At 64.1% G+C, this 19,526-nt stretch carries 20 protein-coding genes; 10 read left to right on the top strand and 10 right to left on the bottom strand.

The window, feature by feature from the left end:
- Nucleotides 1-24: 24 nt before the first annotated feature.
- Together I3253_RS15460 and I3253_RS15455 are read left to right on the top strand one after the other, a co-directional pair.
- Nucleotides 25-1,098, top strand: a complete 1,074-nt coding sequence (locus I3253_RS15460; RefSeq protein WP_197918781.1) for a BMP family ABC transporter substrate-binding protein — start codon at nt 25-27, stop codon at nt 1,096-1,098.
- Nucleotides 1,099-1,457: 359 nt separating this feature from the next.
- Entirely contained in the window at nt 1,458-2,039 is a 582-nt protein-coding gene (locus tag I3253_RS15455; RefSeq protein ID WP_197918780.1) for a VOC family protein, read from the top strand.
- A gap of 16 nt (nt 2,040-2,055) precedes the next feature.
- Here I3253_RS15455 and I3253_RS15450 read toward each other — a convergent pair whose 3' ends face one another.
- The gene (locus I3253_RS15450) at nt 2,056-2,757 is read right to left on the bottom strand and encodes an SDR family oxidoreductase (RefSeq protein ID WP_197918779.1); all 702 of its coding nucleotides are present in this window, start codon (nt 2,755-2,757) and stop codon (nt 2,056-2,058) included.
- 94 nt (nt 2,758-2,851) lie between these two features.
- Between I3253_RS15450 and I3253_RS15445 the strand changes: the two genes are divergently transcribed.
- From I3253_RS15445 to I3253_RS15425, 5 genes are all read left to right on the top strand, one after another.
- On the top strand, nt 2,852-3,694 hold the full coding sequence (locus I3253_RS15445) for a LysR substrate-binding domain-containing protein (protein ID WP_197918778.1): 843 nt from the start codon (nt 2,852-2,854) through the stop codon (nt 3,692-3,694).
- 89 nt (nt 3,695-3,783) lie between these two features.
- Nucleotides 3,784-4,860, top strand: coding sequence for an NAD(P)/FAD-dependent oxidoreductase (locus tag I3253_RS15440; protein ID WP_197918777.1), 1,077 nt, complete (start codon nt 3,784-3,786; stop codon nt 4,858-4,860).
- Nucleotides 4,860-5,546, top strand: a complete 687-nt coding sequence (locus tag I3253_RS15435) for a DUF938 domain-containing protein (protein WP_197918776.1) — start codon at nt 4,860-4,862, stop codon at nt 5,544-5,546. The genes I3253_RS15440 and I3253_RS15435 overlap by 1 nt, the downstream gene beginning before the upstream one ends.
- An 84-nt stretch (nt 5,547-5,630) precedes the next feature.
- Entirely contained in the window at nt 5,631-5,969 is a 339-nt protein-coding gene (locus I3253_RS15430; RefSeq protein ID WP_197918775.1) for a carboxymuconolactone decarboxylase family protein, read from the top strand.
- A 63-nt stretch (nt 5,970-6,032) separates the two neighbouring features.
- Nucleotides 6,033-6,437, top strand: coding sequence for an EF-hand domain-containing protein (locus I3253_RS15425; RefSeq protein WP_197918774.1), 405 nt, complete (start codon nt 6,033-6,035; stop codon nt 6,435-6,437).
- A gap of 65 nt (nt 6,438-6,502) precedes the next feature.
- Here the strand turns inward: I3253_RS15425 and I3253_RS15420 are convergent, their stop codons facing one another.
- Together I3253_RS15420 and I3253_RS15415 are read right to left on the bottom strand one after the other, a co-directional pair.
- Entirely contained in the window at nt 6,503-7,315 is an 813-nt protein-coding gene (locus I3253_RS15420; RefSeq protein ID WP_197918773.1) for a hypothetical protein, read from the bottom strand.
- On the bottom strand, nt 7,315-9,822 hold the full coding sequence (locus I3253_RS15415) for a GcvT family protein (RefSeq protein ID WP_197918772.1): 2,508 nt from the start codon (nt 9,820-9,822) through the stop codon (nt 7,315-7,317). The genes I3253_RS15420 and I3253_RS15415 overlap by 1 nt, the downstream gene beginning before the upstream one ends.
- A gap of 193 nt (nt 9,823-10,015) precedes the next feature.
- Between I3253_RS15415 and panC the strand changes: the two genes are divergently transcribed.
- Both panC and panB read left to right on the top strand, forming a co-directional pair.
- Nucleotides 10,016-10,861 (top strand): pantoate--beta-alanine ligase, encoded by an 846-nt coding sequence (gene panC / locus I3253_RS15410; RefSeq protein WP_197918771.1) that lies wholly within the window; start codon nt 10,016-10,018, stop codon nt 10,859-10,861.
- Nucleotides 10,858-11,667: a 3-methyl-2-oxobutanoate hydroxymethyltransferase gene (panB, locus tag I3253_RS15405; protein ID WP_197918770.1), complete on the top strand. Its 810-nt coding sequence runs from the start codon at nt 10,858-10,860 to the stop codon at nt 11,665-11,667. Before panC ends, panB begins: the two co-directional genes overlap by 4 nt.
- Nucleotides 11,668-11,691: 24 nt before the next feature.
- On the opposite strand, the gene I3253_RS15400 is transcribed toward panB, so the two are convergent.
- The 6 genes from I3253_RS15400 to I3253_RS15375 all read right to left on the bottom strand — a co-directional run bounded on the left by I3253_RS15400 (nt 11,692) and on the right by I3253_RS15375 (nt 18,098).
- Nucleotides 11,692-12,099, bottom strand: a complete 408-nt coding sequence (locus tag I3253_RS15400; RefSeq protein ID WP_197918769.1) for a DUF1801 domain-containing protein — start codon at nt 12,097-12,099, stop codon at nt 11,692-11,694.
- Nucleotides 12,096-13,163 carry an NAD-dependent epimerase/dehydratase family protein gene (locus tag I3253_RS15395; protein WP_197918768.1) on the bottom strand — a complete coding sequence of 356 codons (1,068 nt, stop codon included), beginning with the start codon at nt 13,161-13,163 and terminating at the stop codon, nt 12,096-12,098. The genes I3253_RS15400 and I3253_RS15395 overlap by 4 nt, the downstream gene beginning before the upstream one ends.
- A 114-nt stretch (nt 13,164-13,277) precedes the next feature.
- Complete coding sequence (locus I3253_RS15390; protein ID WP_197918767.1) at nt 13,278-14,675, bottom strand: FAD-binding oxidoreductase; 1,398 nt, start codon at nt 14,673-14,675, stop codon at nt 13,278-13,280.
- Nucleotides 14,676-14,716: 41 nt separating this feature from the next.
- Nucleotides 14,717-16,486, bottom strand: coding sequence for a gamma-glutamyltransferase (gene ggt / locus I3253_RS15385; protein ID WP_197918766.1), 1,770 nt, complete (start codon nt 16,484-16,486; stop codon nt 14,717-14,719).
- A 41-nt stretch (nt 16,487-16,527) separates the two neighbouring features.
- On the bottom strand, nt 16,528-17,091 hold the full coding sequence (gene thpR, locus I3253_RS15380) for an RNA 2',3'-cyclic phosphodiesterase (protein ID WP_197918765.1): 564 nt from the start codon (nt 17,089-17,091) through the stop codon (nt 16,528-16,530).
- A 20-nt stretch (nt 17,092-17,111) separates the two neighbouring features.
- Nucleotides 17,112-18,098: a 2-hydroxyacid dehydrogenase gene (locus I3253_RS15375; RefSeq protein ID WP_197918764.1), complete on the bottom strand. Its 987-nt coding sequence runs from the start codon at nt 18,096-18,098 to the stop codon at nt 17,112-17,114.
- Nucleotides 18,099-18,205: 107 nt separating this feature from the next.
- Between I3253_RS15375 and I3253_RS15370 the strand changes: the two genes are divergently transcribed.
- Nucleotides 18,206-18,739: an SH3 domain-containing protein gene (locus I3253_RS15370; RefSeq protein ID WP_408647841.1), complete on the top strand. Its 534-nt coding sequence runs from the start codon at nt 18,206-18,208 to the stop codon at nt 18,737-18,739.
- Between the two features lie 39 nt (nt 18,740-18,778).
- On the opposite strand, the gene rpe is transcribed toward I3253_RS15370, so the two are convergent.
- Entirely contained in the window at nt 18,779-19,468 is a 690-nt protein-coding gene (gene rpe / locus I3253_RS15365) for a ribulose-phosphate 3-epimerase (protein ID WP_197918762.1), read from the bottom strand.
- Between the last annotated feature and the right edge of the window lie 58 nt (nt 19,469-19,526).

Here is a 19,526-nt window from a genome sequence, read left to right as displayed (position 1 = left end):
AACCAACAGGGGGAAAGACCCGTTATGAAACTGACCAAACTTCTGACAACCGCCGCCGTGGCCCTGGGCCTGGCGACCACCGCCATGGCTTCGGAAAAAACCAAGGTGGGCTTTGTCTATGTCGGCCCCGTCGGCGACGGTGGCTGGACCTATGAACACGATCAGGGGCGCAAGGCCGTCGTTGCCGAATTCGGCGACGAGGTGGAAACCACCTATGTCGAAAGCGTGCCCGAAGGCGCCGATGCCGAGCGTGTGATCACCCAGATGGCCCTGCAAGGCGCCGATCTGATCTTTACCACCTCGTTTGGCTACATGGACCCCACGATCAACGTGGCCAAGAAATTCCCGGATGTGAAATTCGAACACGCCACCGGCTACAAGACGGCCGACAACGTGTCCGTCTATTCGGCCCGCTTTTACGAAGGCCGCGCGGTTCAGGGACACATCGCCGGCAGGATGACCAAATCCAACGTCATCGGCTACATCGCCTCCTTCCCGATCCCCGAAGTGATCCGCGGCATCAACTCGGCCTATATCCATGCCAAGAAGGTGAACCCGGACATCCAGTTCAAGATCATCTGGGCCTACACCTGGTTTGACCCGGCAAAAGAGGCCGACGCCGCCAAGGCGCTGATCGAACAGGGCGCTGACGTGATCCTGCAACACACCGATTCGACCGCGCCGCAGGCCGCCGCCCAGGCCGCCGGCAACGTGATCACCTTCGGCCAGGCCTCCGACATGAGCGAATACGCTCCGCTGCCGCGCGTCTCCTCGATCATCGACAACTGGGCCCCCTACTATATCGCGCGCACCAAGGCCGTGATGGACGGCACCTGGGAATCGACATCGACATGGGATGGCATCGGCGCCGGCATGGTTGGCATCGGTGAAATCTCCGACGCGGTGCCCGCCGATGTGAAAGCCGAAGCACTGGCGCTCAAGGACTCGCTGGCCTCGGGTGAATACCACGCCTTCACCGGCCCGCTGAACAAACAGGACGGCTCGCCCTGGCTGGCCGAAGGCGAAACCGCCGATGACGGCACGCTGGCGGGGATGAACTTCTACGTCGAAGGCATCGAAGCGGAAATCCCGAACTGATCCGGTTCGAAACGAACTACGAAAGGCCCGCTGCTCTGGCGGGCCTTTTTCATGCACCCTGCCGGGCCAACGATCCGCCCATCGAACGTCAGTCGCGTGACGGTCTGCGGCCATTTGTCAGCGCCGCGTATCCACGGCCGACGACCAACGTGCAACGCGCGTCTTGTTAAACGTTCCGATCCGCCGGTCTCAACCCGACGTGATACCGACGTAATACCGACGTGCTGCCGACTGGCGGTTATTGCGCCTTTTCAACGCATTAACCGTGATTCGTGCCCCCCTGCACATGTCTCGTGCAACCGTGCCGGTTTGAACCTGACAAAAGAGCGCCTAAACTCTTGCAGACAGGAGGAACCGACATGCGCAAAATCCAGGCCCAGGGTGTCCATCACATCACCCTCACCGGCGCCGACAGGCAGACATCCATCGATTTCTGGGAGGGCGTGCTGGGGATGCCCTTCATCTTTGATCAACCCAATCTCGACAACCCGCGCGAGGGCCATCTGTACTTCGATCCCGGCGACGGGCGGCTGATCACCATCTTCACCAATGAAGACCGCAAACCCGATCCGCGCCGCACGCCCACCGAGCCGGGATGCGTGCATCACATCGCCTTCAATGTCAGCCGCGCAAGCCTGCTCATGTCCTTGAAAAGACTGGATGACAGGGGGATCGGCCACACCGGGATCAAGGATCGCGGCTTCATGGATTCGGTCTATTTCAAAGACCCGCTGGGCCTGCTGATCGAACTGGCCAGCTACAAGTTCGAACCGCCCGCCGGCTGCACCCATGCCGACGTGATGATCCGCGCCCACCGCAAGCGGGTTGCGGCGGGGGATTACAACATCGCCGAGCCGCATCTGGCCGACGCGATCGAGGAACTGGTGCTGGAACGTCAGGCGTCGCTCAGCGATGACCGCAGCGCGAAACACCCCTACTGAACCGGCGCCCGGCGGGTCAGACGTGCTGTGTCAGCCCGCCATCCACGCGCCAGTTCTGCCCGGTCACGTAACTACCTTCGCCCGCAAGATAGCTTACCAGCGACGACACTTCCGCCGCGTGTCCATAACGCCCCATCGGGATGCGCGCCCTGCGGTCCTCGGTCTCGGGCAGGCTGTCGATGAAACCGGGCAAGATATTGTTCATACGCACATTTTTGCCCGCCATCTTGTCGGCGAACAGCTTGGCAAAGCTGGCCAGACCGGCGCGGAAAACCCCCGATGTCGGGAACAACGGATCGGGTTCGAAGGCGGCGAATGTCGAGATGTTGATGATGGCCCCGCCACCCTGGGCGGCCATGACCGGCGCCAGCATGCGGGCCGGGCGGATCACGTTCATCAGATAGACTTCCATCCCCTGATGCCAGTCATCGTCGCTGATCTCCAGAATGTCGCCCTTGGGTCCGTGCCCGGCCGAATTGACCAGCACATCAACACGGCCCCATGCCGCCATCGCCTTGTCCACAAGGCTTTGCAGATCGGCTTGCGCCAGGTTCGATCCGGTCACGCCCACCCCGCCCAGATCGCGGGCCAGCGCCTCGCCCTTGCCGGAGCTGGACAGGATCGCCACCTTGAACCCGTCCGCGTGCAACCGCCGCGCCGCATCCGCTCCCATACCGCTTCCGCCAGCCGTGATCATCGCTACCTTGGTCATGCCCATCTCCTTGTTTTACGGGTTCACCCTAGCCCCGGCTTTGCCGCTTGACCAATCATGCTCTCTCCATCCAGAGTGCAGGAAATCTATTGGCTCACCGATGCGCAAACCCCTTCTCAACAGCCTTCGCATGTTCGATGCCGCCGCCCGGCATCTGAATTTCACCCATGCCGCCCGCGAACTGCACCTCACCCAGGGCGCCGTGGCCCAACATGTGCGCAAGCTCGAAGCGGATCTGGGCGTGGCGCTGTTCACCCGGCAGGCCCGCGGGCTGATGCTCACCGCGCAGGGCGCGCGCTATCACCGCGAGATCACTGCCGCCCTGGGCCGGATCGACCAGGCCACACTGGCGTTGCGCCCGGCGCCAGCCACCGTCACCCTGTCGGTGCCGCCCTCGCTCGCATCAAAATGGCTGGTGCCCCGGCTGGCGGATCTTGCGCGCGCGCACCCCGAAATTCTGTTGGAATTACAGGCCAGTGAGCACCTTTCGGATTTCCGCCGCGATTCCGTCGACCTGGTGATCCGTCAGGGCAAGCCGCCCCGCTCGGGCGATCTGCAAACGCGCGCGCTTGCGCCGCTGGATCTGTGCGCCGTCGCCATCCCTGGCCTGGGCGCTCCGGCCACGGACCTGGCCCAACTGGCGCGGTTCCCCCTGATCGAAGACGGCCACCGCCACTGGACCCGGCTGTTCACCGATCATGGCCTGCCCGCGCCCCGGTCCGCGCTGGGGTTCAACCAGACCGCGCTGGCCATCGACGCCGCCCTTGCCGGGCAGGGCGTCGCGCTGACCCCGCGCCTGCTGGTTCGGGACGCGCTGAAAGACGGCACCCTGATCGCGCTCTGGCGCGCACCAAAGCGCGGCCACGGCTATTACCTGCTCTTTCCCGACACCCCGCACATGGCCCGCGACACCGTGATTTCCTGGCTGCTGGCGCAGGTCTGAGCCCCCTTTTCCCCGCCTTGAATCCGTGCCAACGTCACGCCGAATCCAACCCGGTTCAAGACCTCGACACCCGGCCACAAGGAACAGACATGGCAGATTTCATCGTCATCGGTGGTGGTATCGCGGGCACCTCGGTCGCCGCGCGCCTGTCCGCACTTGGCACGGTCACATTGCTGGAACGCGAAACCGCGCTTGGCTATCACGCTTCTGGCCGATCCGCCGCACTGTTTGAATCGCATTACGGGTTGCAAAGCACCGTCGCGCTCAGCAAGGCCAGCGCCGATTTCCACGCCACCGCCCATGGCGGATTTCTCAGCCCGCGCGGGCTGATGTTTGTTGCCGCGCCAGGTGACGCGGCGGCCTTTGCCCGCGCCTGTGACGATTTCCATGTCACGCCCATCTCCATGGATGAAGCCCGCGCCAAGTTTCCCATCCTCAACCCGGACACCGTGGGTCTGGCCGCTTTTCACGAGGCCGCCTATGACATAGACACGGACCGCCAGATCCAGACATTTGCCCGCAGCGTGCGCGAAAACGGCGGCTCGGTCCTGACCGGTCAGGACGTGACCGCGATCACCCGCACCGCCCATGGCTGGGAGGTTGCGACCCGCGATCAGACCCACAGCGCGCCCATGCTGGTCAACGCGGCCGGCGCCTGGGTGGATCAGGTTGCCACCCTTGCCGGCATCGCGCCGCTGGGCTTTACCCCGCTGCGCCGCTCCATGGCCCGCATCCCGGCCCCCGGCGGACACGATGTCAGCGGCTGGCCGATGGTGCTCGACATCCATGAAACCTGGTATTGCAAGCCCGATGCAGGCAGCCTGCTGATCTCTCCCGCCGAAGAAGAACCGATGCCCCCCTTCGATGCCTGGCCCGATGATATGGTGCTGGCCGAAGGGCTGGCGCGCTATCAGGAAAACGTCACCGAAGACGTCACGCGGCTCAAAGCCAGCTGGGCCGGGCTGCGTACCTTCTCGCCTGACCGCAATCTGGTGATCGGCCCGGCCAGCGACGACAAGGCGTTCTTCTGGTTCGCCGGACAGGGCGGGTACGGGTTTCAGACAGCACCAGCCGCCTCACAGCTGGCCGCAGACCTGATCGCGGGCCACCCACCCGAACTTGACGCGGCCACATGCGCCGCCCTGACCCCGGAAAGATTTGCCTGATGCCCCGTCGTCTCAACCTGCCTGACAGCGCCTCGGTTGCCCAACCCGGTGACAATGGCAGGCTTTTCGCCCCTTCCGCCGCGCGCAACAGCCAGGCCATCTGCGATGCGCTCTGCCAGATCGCGCCGCCGTCGGGCCGCGCGCTGGAACTGGCCAGCGGGACCGGGCAGCACGTGGTCAGCCTGGCCCGCGCCATGCCCGCCCTGTCCTGGCAACCCACCGAAATAGACGCGGCCCGGCGCACCAGCATCGATGCCCATGCGGCCGACGCGGCGCTGTCCAACATCGCCCCCGCCGTCGCGCTGGATGCCACTGCCCCGGGCTGGGGCGGTCAGCATCCCGGTCAGGATCTGATCTTTCTGTCCAACCTCCTGCATCTGGTCAGCGAAACCGAGGCCCGCTGCGTTGTGCGCGAGGCCGCGCTGGCGCTGGCCCCGGGCGGGCTTCTGGCGATCTATGGCCCCTTCATGCGCGACGATGCCCTTACCAGCGACGGCGACGCCACCTTTCACGCCAGCCTTCAGGCGCAAGACCCCGAAATCGGGTACAAAAGCGATTTCGATGTGGTGGATTGGGGGGCCGCGGCGCGGCTGGAATTTGCCGGTATGATCGAAATGCCCGCCAACAACCTGCTGATTTGCTGGCACAAACCTAGCCAGGGGCATGGCCCGCAACCTGCCGCGTAATCGCAACTGACCTGATCAAAATCAAGGATCACCCCCGGGCTTCATGGTCTGCCGGGCGCAAGGAAATTGCCCCCGGAGACCCCCATGAGCTGGACTGACAAACTTGCCGAGACACGGACCCAGTTGCAGGCACTGAACACCACCATTCCCGAAACCAACCGCGCCTTTGGCGCCCTGTGCCAGACCGTCAAGGAAACCGGCCCGCTGGACTTCAAGACCAAGGAGTTCATCGCGCTGGGCATTGCGGTGGCCATGCGGTGCGACGCCTGTATCGCGCTGCATTGCGAGGCGCTTGTCAGGGTCGGCGCCACCCGCGCAGAGGTGGGCGACGTGCTGGCCATGACCATCCAGATGGGCGGCGGACCCTCCAAGATGTATGCCGCCAAGGCACTGGATTGCTTTGCCGAGCTTTCTGCGGGCTGACAGCGCGCGCCATTGCCCCTATGGTCCACGCAAGCGCCTTCATACGTCATGACCGGAGATCACATGCACCGTTTCACCACGCCTCTCGCGGCGATTGTCCTACTGGCGGCACAGTCCGCATCCGCCGCAAGCGATTTTCCCGGAAACTGGGATCTCGACGACAATGGCGGCGTCACATGGGCCGAACTGGAACAGCTGCGCATTCGTATTTTCGAAACCTTTGACAAGAACGGCGATGGCGCGCTGGACAGCGCCGAATATACCGAATTTGACAAGGCGCGCGCTGAAACGGCCACGCAAACCGGCGCACCCCTGGCGCGGCGCGCGGTCAACGGATTTGCCCGTGACCGGTTCGATACGAACCTGGACGGCAAGGTGACACGCGACGAATTCGAAACCGGGCTGCGCAAGTGGTTCACCGCGCTGGACAAAAATGGCGACGGCATTCTGGCACCGGGCGACTACTGACAACGGAATGGGCCAGACACCCGGTCCCGACAACGCCCGGTCCGCCGGGCGCTGAGCGGGCGCGCTCAGCCCGAAGGGCGCTGCGCCAGCCCCCGCGCCAGCACAAAAAACGCGCCCAGCACCAACAGCGGCAGGATCACGATCCGAAAAACAAAGACCGACAGGATCGCGATATAGCTGCCGATCAGATCATCCGCGCGCGCAAACACTTCGCCCATCAGCGTCTGATACCGCTCTGCGTCCCCCGCCAGCCCGGCCATGGCGGCAAACCACCCCTCCTGCCCGGTGCTCACCTCGGCCTGATCGGCAACGCTGGCGGTGATCTCGCGCACAATGGCATCATGTTTGGCCCAGACGCCCGCTGTCATCCGATCCGCCACCAGCGACGCCGCAACGAATGCCAGCGGCACCGCCAGCGCCAGAAACGCGCCATACCAGCCCAGCCGCCGGGTCAGCGCCGCCGCCACAGGCCCGCCACCCAGCCGCCGCCCGGCCACCCAGGCCAGCGCCGCCAGCGCAATCAGCGCGCTGCCCGTGGCGCTGACCGGCCCCATCGCCACCGCGAGAATCCCGGTGACAACCATCACCGAAAACACCAGGTCCGAAATGCGCTCGATCGTGTCGTCAATCGGCTCCAGCGCCTTGAGCGGCTGCACCGATCCCGAAACCACCAGCGATCCGCCCACCTCGACCTCTTGCGCCGTCGACAACACCGCGTTCACCCCGCGCAGCGAGACATACAGAACCGCGCTTGCCGCCGCGACCTCTTCGGCATAGGCCCGCGCGGCCCGTACCACCGGGTTGCGATCGAAAAAGGCCATGGCGACCAATGCCGCCACGGCCAAAACCAGAATCACAGTCAATGGTGCGCGGCGCATCAGCCGTCCTTGCGAATGGTCTCGTTCCCCGGATCATAGGGGCTGTCACAGGTGACAGTAGCATCCCACAGCTTGTCCTGCATCTTTACCTTCAGCCTTGTGCCTTCCACCGCCAGATCCGGCGAAACATAGCCCATGCCGATGGACTTGCCGAAATGCACCGAATACCCGCCCGAGGTCAGCCGCCCCACGCGGGTGCCGTCCTCGGCATAAAGCGCCTCGCGGCCCCAGGGATCGGCATCTTCGGGCCCGTCGATCAGAAGGGTACAGCATTTTGAGCGCACGCCCCTGGCCTGCATCTCGTCCTTGCCGTGAAACTCTTTTGACAGATCGATAAAGCGCGGCAGATCGGCCTCCGCCGGGGTAGCGTCCCGGCCCAGTTCATTGCCAAAGGCGCGATAGGATTTCTCTTGCCGCAGCCAGTTCTGCGCCCTTGCGCCGACAAGCTTCATCCCATGCGGTTCACCCGCCGCCAGAAGCAGATCCCAAAGGTAATTCTGCATCTCGATCGGATGATGCAATTCCCAGCCCAATTCGCCGGTATAGGCCACGCGGATCGCATTGACCGGGCACATGCCCAGCTCGATCCGGCGCGCGCTCAGCCAGGGGAACCGCTTGTTGGACAGCGCCGTGTCGGGATCGCCGTCCTTGATCACCGCCTTCAGCACATCGCGCGATTTCGGCCCGGCAATCGCGAACACACCCCATTGTGTGGTGACATCCTGAATCTCGATATAGCCGAACGCCTCCATCTTGTCCTCGGCGGCCTTGCGCAGATAATCGGCATCGTATTCCGTCCACGCCCCGGCCGAGACAAGATAATAGCTGTCCTCGCCATTGCGCACGATGGTGTATTCCGTGCGCGTCGTGCCATGCGCGGTCAGCGCGTAGGTCAGATTTATCCGCCCCACCCTGGGCAGCTTGTTACAGGTGAACCAGTCAAGGAACGCCGTCGCCCCCGGCCCCTTCACAACATGTTTGGTAAAGGCGGTGGCGTCGATCAGGCCCACACCGCTGCGGACGGCTTCGGCCTCGGCCCTGGCATATTGCCACCACGCGCCGCGCCGGAACGACCGCGCCTCACGGTCAAAGCTTTCCGGCGCATCCAGCGGCCCATAATAGTTCGGGCGCTCCCAGCCATTCACCCAGCCAAACTGCGCACCCAGCGCCTTTTGCCGATCATAGGCCGGTGCGGTGCGCAACGGTCGGCAGGCTTCGCGCTCTTCATCCGGGTGATGCAGCACATAGACGTGGTTATAGCATTCCTCGTTCTTGCGCGCGGCGAACTCGGTGGTCATCCAGTTCTGGCTGTAGCGCTTGGGGTCAAGCGAGGCCATGTCGATCTCGGCTTCGCCATCCACCATCATCTGCGCAAGGTAATAGCCGGTGCCGCCCGCGGCCGTGATGCCGAACGAGAATCCCTCGGCCAGCCACATGTTGCGCAGCCCCGGCGCCGGGCCAACCAGCGGATTGCCATCCGGCGTATAGCAGATCGGGCCGTTGAAATCGTCCTTCAGCCCCGAATCCGCGCAGGACGGCACGCGCTCCGTCATGGCCATGTATTGTTCGGCGATCCGGTCCAGATCAAGCGGGAACAGATCGGCGCGGAAACTGTCGGGCACGCCATGCTCGAACCGCGCAGGCGCGCCATTCTCGTAGATGCCCAGAATCCAGCCGCCCCGCTCTTCGCGGGCATAGGATTGCGCGTCGGCATCGCGCACCACCGGATGCTCGGCATTGCCGGCGTCACGCCATTTGACCAGTTCGGGATCCTTGTCCATCACGATGAACGTATGTTCCACCGGGATCGCGGGCATCTTGATGCCCAGCATCTTGGCGGTGCGCTGTGCATGGTTGCCCGAAGCGGTGACAACATGCTCGGCGGTGATCACGACCTGCTCGTCGCTTTCAACAAGGTTGCCGCCCTTCTCGACCATCCTGGTGCAGGTCACTTCCCAATGCGTCCCGGTCCAGTGAAAGCCATCCGCCTGCCATTTGCGCTCGATCGTCACACCCCGCTGACGCGCACCCTTGGCCATCGCCTGGGTCACATCCGCCGGATTGATATAGCCGTCCTCGGTGTGATAGATCGCGCCCTTCAGATCGTCGGTGCGGATCAGCGGCCAGCGTTCCCTGATCTGATCCGGGGTCAGCCATTCGTATTTCACGCCACAGGTCTCGGCGGTCGCGGCATACAGCATGTATTCGTCCATGCGGTCCTGCGTCTGCGCCATGCGAAGGTTGCCGACCACGGCGAACCCGGCATTCAACCCGGTTTCCTCTTCCAGAGTCTTGTAAAAATCCACCGAATACTGGTGAATATGAGTGGTCGCATAGGACATGTTGAACAGCGGCAACAGCCCGGCCGCGTGCCAGGTGGATCCGGACGTCAACTCGTCCCGCTCGATCAGCATCACATCGTCCCAGCCCGCCTTGGCCAGGTGATAGGCGATCGACGTGCCAACGGCGCCACCGCCGACAACCAGTGCTTTGACATTCGTTTTCATGGTGCGCACGACTCCCTCGAGCAACAAACTTCCTTGCGCGCAACCTTACCCGATTACATGCATTTCTCACGGTCCAGCCGACGCAAAATCGCGCGAAACCGACGCGCGTCACACCACGTCGCGGCAAAAGCCCTTGCTGCATCGCAGCAACGTCGTTAAACCCCGTCCCCACTCTGGGAGGAGACCCGCGCGCATGAACACAAGCCGCACCATTGCCGACTGCCGTGGCGCAGTTGCGACATTCCGCAAGGCGGGCGAAACCGTGGCCATGGTGCCCACCATGGGCTTTCTGCATGACGGGCACATGTCTTTGGTCGCGCTGGCAAAATCCCACGCTGACCGGGTGGTGGTGTCGATCTTTGTCAATCCCGCCCAGTTTGGCGAGGCCGCCGATCTTGATGCCTACCCCCGTGACGAGGCGCGCGACCTCGGGATGCTCTCTGCCGCCGGGGTGGATCATGTGTTCCTGCCCGAAACGGCCACGATGTACCCGCCGGGCGATGAAACCATCGTCGAAACCACCCGTCTGGCCAATATCCTGCACGGTCAGGTGCGTCCGGGCCATTTCCGGGGCGTCACCACCGTGGTCGCCCGCCTGTTCAATATCGTGCAGCCCGATATCGCCTGTTTCGGGGAAAAGGATTACCAGCAATTGCAGGTGATCAAACGCATGGTGGCCGACCTGCACATGCCTGTTCGGATCTTCGGCGGCCCCACCGTGCGCGAGCCTGACGGGCTGGCCATGTCGTCGCGCAACGTGCGCCTTGCGCCCGCGGATCGCCGCGCCGCGCCGGTCCTGTCGCGTGCGCTCGACGCCGCCGCTGACGCCACCCGCGCCGGTATTTCGGTTCCGGCGCTGCGCGATCTGATCACCGCCATGATCGCTGCCGAGCCGCGCGCCACGCTTCAGGGTCTGGATATTGTCGCCGCCGAAACACTGCACCCGATCACCGGGCCGCTTGACGGCCCCACCGCCATCATGCTCTCCGTCGCATTCGGAGACATTCTGTTGATAGACCAAAGGGTTGTCACACCATGAGCACGCAAACCCCCATCCGCCGCACCACCGTCCCCCAGATCGCCGCACGCAAGGGCGGCGACCCGATCGTGTCACTGACCTCCTATCACGCGCACACCGCCGCCATCGTCGACAAATACGCCGATTTCATCCTTGTCGGGGACAGCCTCGGCATGGTGATGCACGGTATGGACAGCACGCTGGGCGTGTCGCTGGATCTGATGATCATGCATGGCAAGGCGGTGATGCGCGGCACACAGCGCGCCTTGGTGGTGGTCGACATGCCCTTCGGCAGCTACGAGGAAAGCCCCGCCATCGCCTTCCGCAATGCCGCGCGTATCATGAAGGAAACCGGCTGTGGCGCGGTCAAGCTCGAAGGCGGCGCGCGCATGGCGGACACCATCCGCTTCCTGACCGAACGCGGCATCCCGGTCATGGCCCATATCGGCCTCACGCCGCAATCCAGCAACGTGATGGGCGGCTTCAAGACCCAGGGGCGCGACGAAGACGACTGGCCCCTGCACGAGGCCGATGCCAAGGCCGTCACCCAGGCAGGTGCCTTTGCCATCGTGCTGGAAGGCATGGTTGAACCGCTTGCCGCGCTTATCACCAAACAGGTCGCCATCCCCACCATCGGGATCGGGGCCTCTGCCGAATGCGACGGTCAGATCCTGGTACTCGAAGACATGCTGGGCCTGAACGCATGGACCCCGAAATTCGTCAAGGTCTATGGCGATCTGGGCCCCGCCATCGATCGCGCCGTCAGCCAATATGCGCAAGAGGTCAAAGACCGCAGCTTTCCCGGCGAGGACGAAGTGTATCGCTGAAAGGAACCGGGCAGTCCGCGCCCCTCACAGATGATAGGTCAGCCCGCTTCGGATCAGCATCCGCAATGGCGCCACCGGCAGGGCGCCTTCTTCGGGTAACAGCACCGCCCGGTTTCCGTCCAGCCTGAAAGCACCGGGAAACAAGGCATCGAAATCCGATATGATGCTGGTCTGGCAATGGGCAAAAATCGCGGCCCCGCCGCCTTTGGGCACCCCAAGGCGCAATGTCGAACCGCTTTTCGTGTCCGGCGTCAGATAGGCGGGCTGCCCCCATTTCAGCGTTTCCGCGATCCGCCCCACTCGGTCGGTTTGCGCCGCCACCTCAAAGATCAGCCGCCGCACCTGCATCAACCGGTCCCGCGCGCCCGGCGGGAAAGCGTCAAAGGCCGCGGCCACGCCCGGGTGTTCGAATGCGGGCGCGCCTTGGGTCACTTTGCAAACCACCCGTCGCCGATCATCTTGGCAAACATCTCTTCCAGACTGTCCTGCAAAGGACGATAGCTCATCCCCAGCGCCGTGCGGCTTTTGGAATTGTCCGCCCGCCACGGCACATTCACATTCCGGCTCACATATTTGCGGTCTATCCCCTGCGACGGCCCCACCAGCCAGACCAGCCATTTTGGCAATGCCCGTTTGGGCAGGGGATAGTCCTCCCCGAATTTGGGCCGCAGCAACAGCCCCATCTCCAGAAAGTCGGTTTCGCTGCCCGACACGATATGCCGCCCCTCGGCATCCGGCAGATAGGCGGCGGCCAGATGTGCCTGCGCCAGATCGCGCACGTCCACCGCGCCAAAACTCATACGGGGCGCCCCCATCTTCATCGATCCGTCGCCCAGCATCCGCAACAGCGAAAAGCTCTCCGAGGTCGGCTTGTCCTGCAAGGACGGCCCCACCACCAGCGACGGATTCACCACCACCAGCTTCCAGCGATCCTGTGCGCCCGCCATCTCCCAGGCGGCCTTTTCGGCCAGCGTCTTGGACAGCGAATAGGGCTGATACGCCATGGTCGCGGTCGTGTTCCACACATCTTCGGTGATCTTCTGGCCCGGCGCGTCCACCGTGTCCCGGGCATCCGTGTAGATCGCGGCACAGGAGCTGGTCAGCACCACGCGGGTCACGCTGTCCTGCCGGTTGGCCTCGTCCAGGATATTGCGCGTGCCGTTCACCGCCGGGTCGATCAGTTCCTTTTGCGGATCGTCGACATTCACCGTAAAGGGCGAGGCGGTGTGGAACACCACGCCACAGCCCGCCATGGCCTCGCCATACGATCCCGGCTCCAGCAGATCCGCCCGGAAGAACCGGATCGTGCCCGGGCATTGCTCGGCGATGTCAACAAGATGCGCGATCTTTGCGGTATTGTCCGGGTCCCGCACCGGCGCGTGCACCGTTGCACCGGCCTCAAGCAGCCGTTTGACAACCCACCCGGCGACATAGCCGGTCGCCCCCGTCACCAGAACCGGCTGCGCCGTATCCACCTTGATTTCCTTACCGTCCATCGGGCACCCTTTTTTCCTGTGTCATGCGCATAGCTTTCCAGATGGGGGCGCGCACGCGCATTCGCAATGCAACGGACACCGAATCCCTTACAAACCGCCGCCATCCATTGCCCGTCAGATGATCTTGCCCGGGTTCATGATATTGTCCGGGTCGATCGCGCGCTTGATGGCCGCCATCACATCCACCGCCGCGCCCAGTTCACGCACCAGATAGGGCTTCTTGCCCTGCCCGATCCCGTGTTCGCCGGTGCAGGTGCCCTCCATGGAAATCGCCAGATCGTTCAGCCACGAAACAAAGGATTCCGCCCGTGCCACCTCGTCTTCATCCGCCATGTCGATCAGCGGCAGCATGTGGAAATTCCCGTCCCCCACATGGCCCACCAGAGGCGACAACAGGCCCAGCTCGGCCGCCTTGTCCTGCGCGGCCGTCACGCATTCGGCCAGCCGTGATATCGGCACACAGACATCGGTGGAAATCCCCTTGGCGCCGGGCCGCAGCGCCATCGACGCCCAATACATATCGTGTCGCGCCTGCCACAGCCTGGTGCGCTCCTCGGCCCGCGTCGTCCATTCGAACCCGCTGCCACCAAACTCCTCGGCAATGTCGCCGAACATCTCGGCCTGCTCGGCCACGGCGCTTTGCGATCCGTGAAACTCCAGCAACAACAGCGGCGTTTCCGGCAGGTCCAGCCCGGAATAAGCATTGGCCGCGCCCACGCTTTTGGCATCCAGCAATTCGATCCGCGCCACCGGAATGCCGTACTGGATCGTGGCCATCACCGCCTGACAGGCCGCATCCACCGTTTCGAACGAACACCGCGCCGAAGACATCGCCTCGGGAATACCCTGAAGCCGCAGCGTGATCTGGGTAATGATGCCCAGCGTGCCTTCGGACCCGATCATCAGCCGCGTCAGATCATACCCGGCGCTGGATTTCCTGGCCCGGCTGGCGGTGGTGATCACCTCGCCCGAGGGCAGAACCACCTCCAGCGCCAGCACATTGTCCTTCATCGTGCCATAGCGCACCGCATTCGTGCCGCTGGCCCGGGTCGAGGCCATCCCGCCCAGCGACGCATTCGCCCCGGGATCGATCGGAAAAAACAGCCCCCTGTCGCGCAGATAGGTGTTCAGCTGCTCGCGCGTGACCCCCGGCTGCACCACACAATCCAGGTCTTCGCCATTCACGGCCAGGATCTCGTTCATCTCGCTCAGATCGATGCACACCCCGCCCGCCGGCGCATTCACATGCCCCTCCAGCGACGTGCCCGTGCCATAGGCGATCACCGGCACCTTGTGGTCGGCGCAAACCTTGACGATCTCGGCCACTTGCGCGGTGGAACGGGCAAACACCACTGCATCCGGCGCCTGTGTCCTGATCCATGTGGTCGTATGCCCGTGCTGTTCGCGTACCGACTGCCCGGTCTGGAACTTTTCCCCGAAACGCTGCTTCAGAATGCCCAGCGCGGCGGCAATTCCCGCCTCGTTGCGCGGCAGATCGGTCGCCTGGCCCATGCTCGTTCTCCCCTTGAATGGCGTCCTCCGTTGAACACCGCTTATTCGCCAAAGGCAATGCCCTCGCGGCGCGGATCGGCCCCGCCGCGCAACATCCGGCCCACCGAAATCGCGTGCAACCCGGAATTCAGCTCGCGTTGATTGACAACAAACCCCATCGCCTCCAGCGCCCCGGTCAGACGATCCTCCTCGGCGTCGAACGGCCCGAACCGGTTGACCAGATGCGGCAGCGCCACCGCCTGCTGCACATCCATGCCCCAATCCAGATAGGCAATGATGGTCTTGGCCACATAGCCGATGATCCGGCTGCCGCCCGGCGAGCCCACCACCAGCACGGGCCGCCCGTCCTTCATCACGATGGTGGGCGCCATCGAAGAGCGCGGCCGCTTGCCCGGTTCCACCCGGTTGGCCACCGGCACCCCGTCCCGATGCGACCGGAACGAAAAATCCGTCAACTCGTTATTCAACAAAAAGCCGCGCACCATCACCCGGCTGCCGAAACCGTTTTCAATGGTGGTTGTCATGCTCAGCGCGTTGCCATACCGATCCACGATCGAAATATGCGAGGTTGACGGGCGCTCGATCGCGTCGTCATCGGCCCAGTTCAGCGCATGATCGAACTCGGGCGCGCCCGGCGTCACATCTTCCAGCGCGCGCTCGCCGCGCATCAGGTCTGACCGCTTTGCCAGATATTCCGTGGCCAGCAAACCCTTGGTCGGGACCGGCACAAAATCGCTGTCGGCCATGTAGCGGCCCCGATCCGCAAAGGCGAGCCGCGACGCCTCGCCGATCAGCCGCCAGCTTTCGGCATTGTCCGGCCCCAGGGCCGCCAGATCGAACGGCGCCACCAGCCCCAGGATCTGCCCCACCGTCAGCCCGCCGGAAGACGGCGGTCCCATGCCGCACACATCGTATTCGCGATAATCGGCACAGACCGCCGGGCGCTCCCTGACCCGGTAAAGCGCCAGATCGATGCCCCGCAACAGCCCCGGATTGCGCGCATTGCGCACCGCCCCGACAATATCCACCGCAATGTCTCCGGTATAAAAGGGCGCCGCCCCCTGCGCCGCCAGGATGCGCAGGGACCGCGCATAAGGTCGATTGACCAGCATTTGCCCGGCCTGCAACGGCACGCCCCCCGGCAGGAAATACGCCGCCGTGCGTGGGTTCAACGCCAGCCGCTCGGCATCGCCCGCAACAGATGCCGCCATCCGGGGCGATACGGCAAATCCGCCCTGGGCCAGCGCAATGGCCTTGTCAAACAGGCCTGACCAAACGCTGCGCCCCCAGCGCCGATGCGCCTCCTGCATCAGCATCGGCGTCCCCGGCACGCCCACGCTGCGCCCGCCGATCACGGCGTCAAAGAATTTCAGCGGCTGGCCGTCCGCGTCCTGAAACAGGCGCGGGCCAGCGGCCAGCGGCGCGGTTTCCCGCCCGTCCAGCGTGGTCAGCCGCCCGGTACCGGCGTCGAAATAAACAAGGAACGCGCCGCCACCCAGGCCCGAGCTTTGCGGCTCGACCAACCCCAGCACCGCCTGCACCGACACCATGGCATCCGCCGCCGTCCCGCCCCGGCGCAGCACCTCGGCCCCGGCCTCCACCGCCAGCGGATGCGCCGCCGCGATCATCCACTCGGGCGCTTCCACCGGCCTGCCGTCCGCCTTGGCCCGCAGGGCCGGCCGCAGCGTGTCGGGCACGATGGTTCCCAGCCGTGTCGCCGCCTCCGGCGCCACCCCATCCGCGGCCTCTTGCGCCACCGCCCCGTGGACCAGCCCAAGCGCCAGTGCCCCGGCCACTATCCAGCGTGTCATGCGAATCCCTCCCGGCCCGTGAACTACGCGCCAAGCTTAGGTCAGCCCGCCGGATTTCCAAAATCCGGCAACGGGTAATCGGCCAGAAGATGATGCACGGCACGATCCGGCATCAGCACCGATTCATACAGCCCGAAGCTGTGGGCCTTGTACGGCCCCATCGCCACATCCGCCCCCAATCCCAACAGCTTTCGCAGCCGCGCCCCGTCACCCGCCCCCTGACCGGCGCGAAACCGCGCGATGGTGACATGCGGGCGAAACCGCCGCCGCTCCAATGATATCCCGGCCACCCGCGCCGCATTGCGCACCCTGTCGTGCAGGGCCATCAGCGCCGGATCGGGATCGGCACGCAGGCACAACACCTTGGGCACGGCGCCGCCCATCACGTCCAACCCCTTCAAATGCAACGGAAACGACGCGGCGGTCATGCTCGCCAGGGCTTCGTGAAAATCCTCCAGGACGGATTGCGGCTGATCCCCCAGGAAGGCCAACGTCAGGTGCAGGTTGTTTTCCGGCACCGGCCGCCCCGCGGGCATCCGCGCCTGCAACGCCGCGATCGCCTCCACCAGCGGCGCGGGCAGCGATACGGCCACGAAAGCACGCATTCCCCCGCCCCGCGCGGTACCTACAACATCGCCGGAACCACCAGATCGGGCGGGCGGTGGCCGTCGTCAAATGTCTTGATGTTGATGATCACCTTCTCGCCCATCTCGGTACGGCCCTCCAGAGTGGCCGAGCTGATATGCGGCAACAGCACCACGTTCGCCAAACCGCGCAGATCGGGATGTATCTCCGCCCCGTGCTCATACACGTCCAGCCCCGCCCCGGCGATATCCCCGGCTTTCAGCATCCGCACCATGGCGTTTTCGTCGATCACTTCGCCGCGCGACGTGTTCACGATCACCGCACCGGGTTTGAGCAGCTTCAACCGCCGCGCGTTCAACAGATGAAAGGTGGAAGGCGTGTGCGGGCAATTGACCGAAATCACGTCCATCCGTGCCAGCATCTGGTCCAGGCTTTCCCAATAGGTTGCCTCGTATTGCTCTTCGATCTCGGGGCGCAGGCGGCGGCGGTTGTGGTAATGGATCTGCATTCCAAAGGCACGCGCGCGCCGGGCCACGGCCGTTCCGATCCGGCCCATGCCCAGAATGCCCAGCCGCTTGCCACTTACCCGGTGGCCCAGAAATGCCGTCGGCGCCCAGCCGTCCCATTTGCCACTCTGCATCCGTTGCAGCCCCTCCGGGATTCGCCGCGTCACCCCCAGGATCAGCGCCAAAGCCATGTCTGCCGTGTCATCGGCCGACACACCCGGCGTATTCGAAACCAGAACACCGCGTTCGCGTGCCGTGGCGACATCGATATGATCCACCCCCGCGCCGTAATTGGCGATCAGCTTCAGCCGCTCCCCGGCCTGCGCGATCAGCGACCGGTCGATCTTGTCCGAAAGGGTTGGCACCAGAACATCGGCCTCCTTGACCGCCGCCACCAGCTCTTCGCGCGACATCGGTGTGTCGTCGTCCCGCAACGTCACGTCAAAGAGTTCCGACAGCCGGGTTTCCACGGCTTCGGGCAAGCGTCGCGAAACGACAACACTCAGACGTTGCTTTGGCATTCAGGGCCTCCCAGTGCTTTGCAATTCGGCGCGTTGATGCCACAGTGCCCGAGACACTGACGGGGCACAAGAACCCCGCGGGACGATTGGGCAGAAAATCAGGCAAGATGTTCGCTATGAGGAGAAAATCGCTTCTGGGCAAGGCCATTGCGCTGATGCTGGTGATTGCGACACCCGCTTTCGCGGATCCAGAGCAGGAGTCGTCATCAAAAGAACGCGGGTCGGTGACAAACCTGCCTGTACCGCGCTACGTTTCACTCAAGGCCAGCAAGGCCAACGTGCGCCGCGGCCCATCGCTGACCCACCGCATCGACTGGGTGTTCACCCGCAAGGGGATGCCCTTGGAAATCACCGCCGAATTCAGCAACTGGCGGCGGGTTAGGGATATCGACGGCTTTGGCGGCTGGGTGCATTATTCACTGCTGTCAGGCGCGCGCACGGTCATCGTCGGCAAGGACATGATGCCGCTCAACATGCGCCCCGACACCAATACCCCAACCGTGGCACAGCTTGAACTGGGGGTCATTGCGCGCCTGGGCGAATGCGGCCCGGATTGGTGCCGCCTCAACGCCGCCGGTTACAAGGGATGGGCGCAAAAGGCCGATATCTGGGGCGTCGACCCGGAAGAAATCCGCGACTGACCCAGCCCGGAGCAGGCTTGGGTCAACCCGCCTCCCCGGTCACTGCGCGCTCTGCGCTGCCGCACGGATGGCGCGAATGTTCTGCCCGTACACCTCGGGCTTGCCCACGCTGCCGCCCTTGAACACCGCCGATCCCGCAACCAGCACATCCGCCCCGGCCTCGGCCACCAGCGGCGCGGTCTCGGTCGTCACACCGCCGTCAATCTGAATGTGAATCTCACGGTCTCCGATCATCCGGCGCAGGCGGCGGGTCTTGTCCACGCCGGAATGAATGAATTTCTGCCCGCCAAAACCGGGGTTCACCGTCATGATCAGCACCATGTCCACCAGGTCCAGTACATGTTCAATGCTCTCCAGCGGCGTGCCCGGGTTCAGCGACACACCCGCCTTGACGCCCTGCGCCCTGATCGCCTGCAAGGTGCGGTGGATATGCGGCCCCGCCTCGACATGGGCGGTGATCATGTCGGCGCCGGCCTCGGCATAGGCCTCGATATACGGGTCCACCGGAGCAATCATCAGATGCACATCCATGAAGGTTTTCACATGCGGGCGAAATGCCTTCACCGCAGGCGGACCGAATGTCAGATTCGGTACAAAATGGCCGTCCATGACATCCACATGCACCCAGTCCGCGCCCTGATCCTCGATGGCGCGAATCTCGGCGCCGAAATTTGCAAAATCGGCGGACAGGATCGACGGGGCGATCTTGACGGAGCGATCAAAGGACATGGCAGTCTCCTTTCGGCGGGGCGTCGGAATTCCTTTGAATTCCGGTCCGTTTTCCGCC

Origin of the sequence: Thiosulfatihalobacter marinus (assembly GCF_016019955.1) — a bacterium.
Classification (GTDB): domain Bacteria; phylum Pseudomonadota; class Alphaproteobacteria; order Rhodobacterales; family Rhodobacteraceae; genus Shimia; species Shimia marinus_A.
Note: the sequence above shows the minus strand (reverse complement) of the source record. Positions and strands in the feature narration are given on the sequence as shown.

Bases quoted from the DNA above. Each gene is read 5' to 3' on its own strand.
- panB (WP_197918770.1), top strand. From the start codon at position 10,858: ATGAGCACGCAAACCCCCATCCGCCGCACCACCGTCCCCCAGATCGCC.
- I3253_RS15460 (WP_197918781.1), top strand. From the start codon at position 25: ATGAAACTGACCAAACTTCTGACAACCGCCGCCGTGGCCCTGGGCCTG.
- I3253_RS15375 (WP_197918764.1), bottom strand. From the start codon at position 18,098: ATGCCAAAGCAACGTCTGAGTGTTGTCGTTTCGCGACGCTTGCCCGAA.
- I3253_RS15420 (WP_197918773.1), bottom strand. From the start codon at position 7,315: ATGCGCCGCGCACCATTGACTGTGATTCTGGTTTTGGCCGTGGCGGCA.
- I3253_RS15440 (WP_197918777.1), top strand. From the start codon at position 3,784: ATGGCAGATTTCATCGTCATCGGTGGTGGTATCGCGGGCACCTCGGTC.
- I3253_RS15430 (WP_197918775.1), top strand. From the start codon at position 5,631: ATGAGCTGGACTGACAAACTTGCCGAGACACGGACCCAGTTGCAGGCA.
- rpe (WP_197918762.1), bottom strand. From the start codon at position 19,468: ATGTCCTTTGATCGCTCCGTCAAGATCGCCCCGTCGATCCTGTCCGCC.
- I3253_RS15445 (WP_197918778.1), top strand. From the start codon at position 2,852: ATGCGCAAACCCCTTCTCAACAGCCTTCGCATGTTCGATGCCGCCGCC.
- I3253_RS15415 (WP_197918772.1), bottom strand. From the start codon at position 9,822: ATGAAAACGAATGTCAAAGCACTGGTTGTCGGCGGTGGCGCCGTTGGC.
- thpR (WP_197918765.1), bottom strand. From the start codon at position 17,091: ATGCGTGCTTTCGTGGCCGTATCGCTGCCCGCGCCGCTGGTGGAGGCG.
- I3253_RS15425 (WP_197918774.1), top strand. From the start codon at position 6,033: ATGCACCGTTTCACCACGCCTCTCGCGGCGATTGTCCTACTGGCGGCA.
- I3253_RS15395 (WP_197918768.1), bottom strand. From the start codon at position 13,163: ATGGACGGTAAGGAAATCAAGGTGGATACGGCGCAGCCGGTTCTGGTG.
- I3253_RS15435 (WP_197918776.1), top strand. From the start codon at position 4,860: ATGCCCCGTCGTCTCAACCTGCCTGACAGCGCCTCGGTTGCCCAACCC.
- I3253_RS15370 (WP_408647841.1), top strand. From the start codon at position 18,206: ATGTTCGCTATGAGGAGAAAATCGCTTCTGGGCAAGGCCATTGCGCTG.
- ggt (WP_197918766.1), bottom strand. From the start codon at position 16,486: ATGACACGCTGGATAGTGGCCGGGGCACTGGCGCTTGGGCTGGTCCAC.
- panC (WP_197918771.1), top strand. From the start codon at position 10,016: ATGAACACAAGCCGCACCATTGCCGACTGCCGTGGCGCAGTTGCGACA.
- I3253_RS15455 (WP_197918780.1), top strand. From the start codon at position 1,458: ATGCGCAAAATCCAGGCCCAGGGTGTCCATCACATCACCCTCACCGGC.
- I3253_RS15390 (WP_197918767.1), bottom strand. From the start codon at position 14,675: ATGGGCCAGGCGACCGATCTGCCGCGCAACGAGGCGGGAATTGCCGCC.
- I3253_RS15450 (WP_197918779.1), bottom strand. From the start codon at position 2,757: ATGGGCATGACCAAGGTAGCGATGATCACGGCTGGCGGAAGCGGTATG.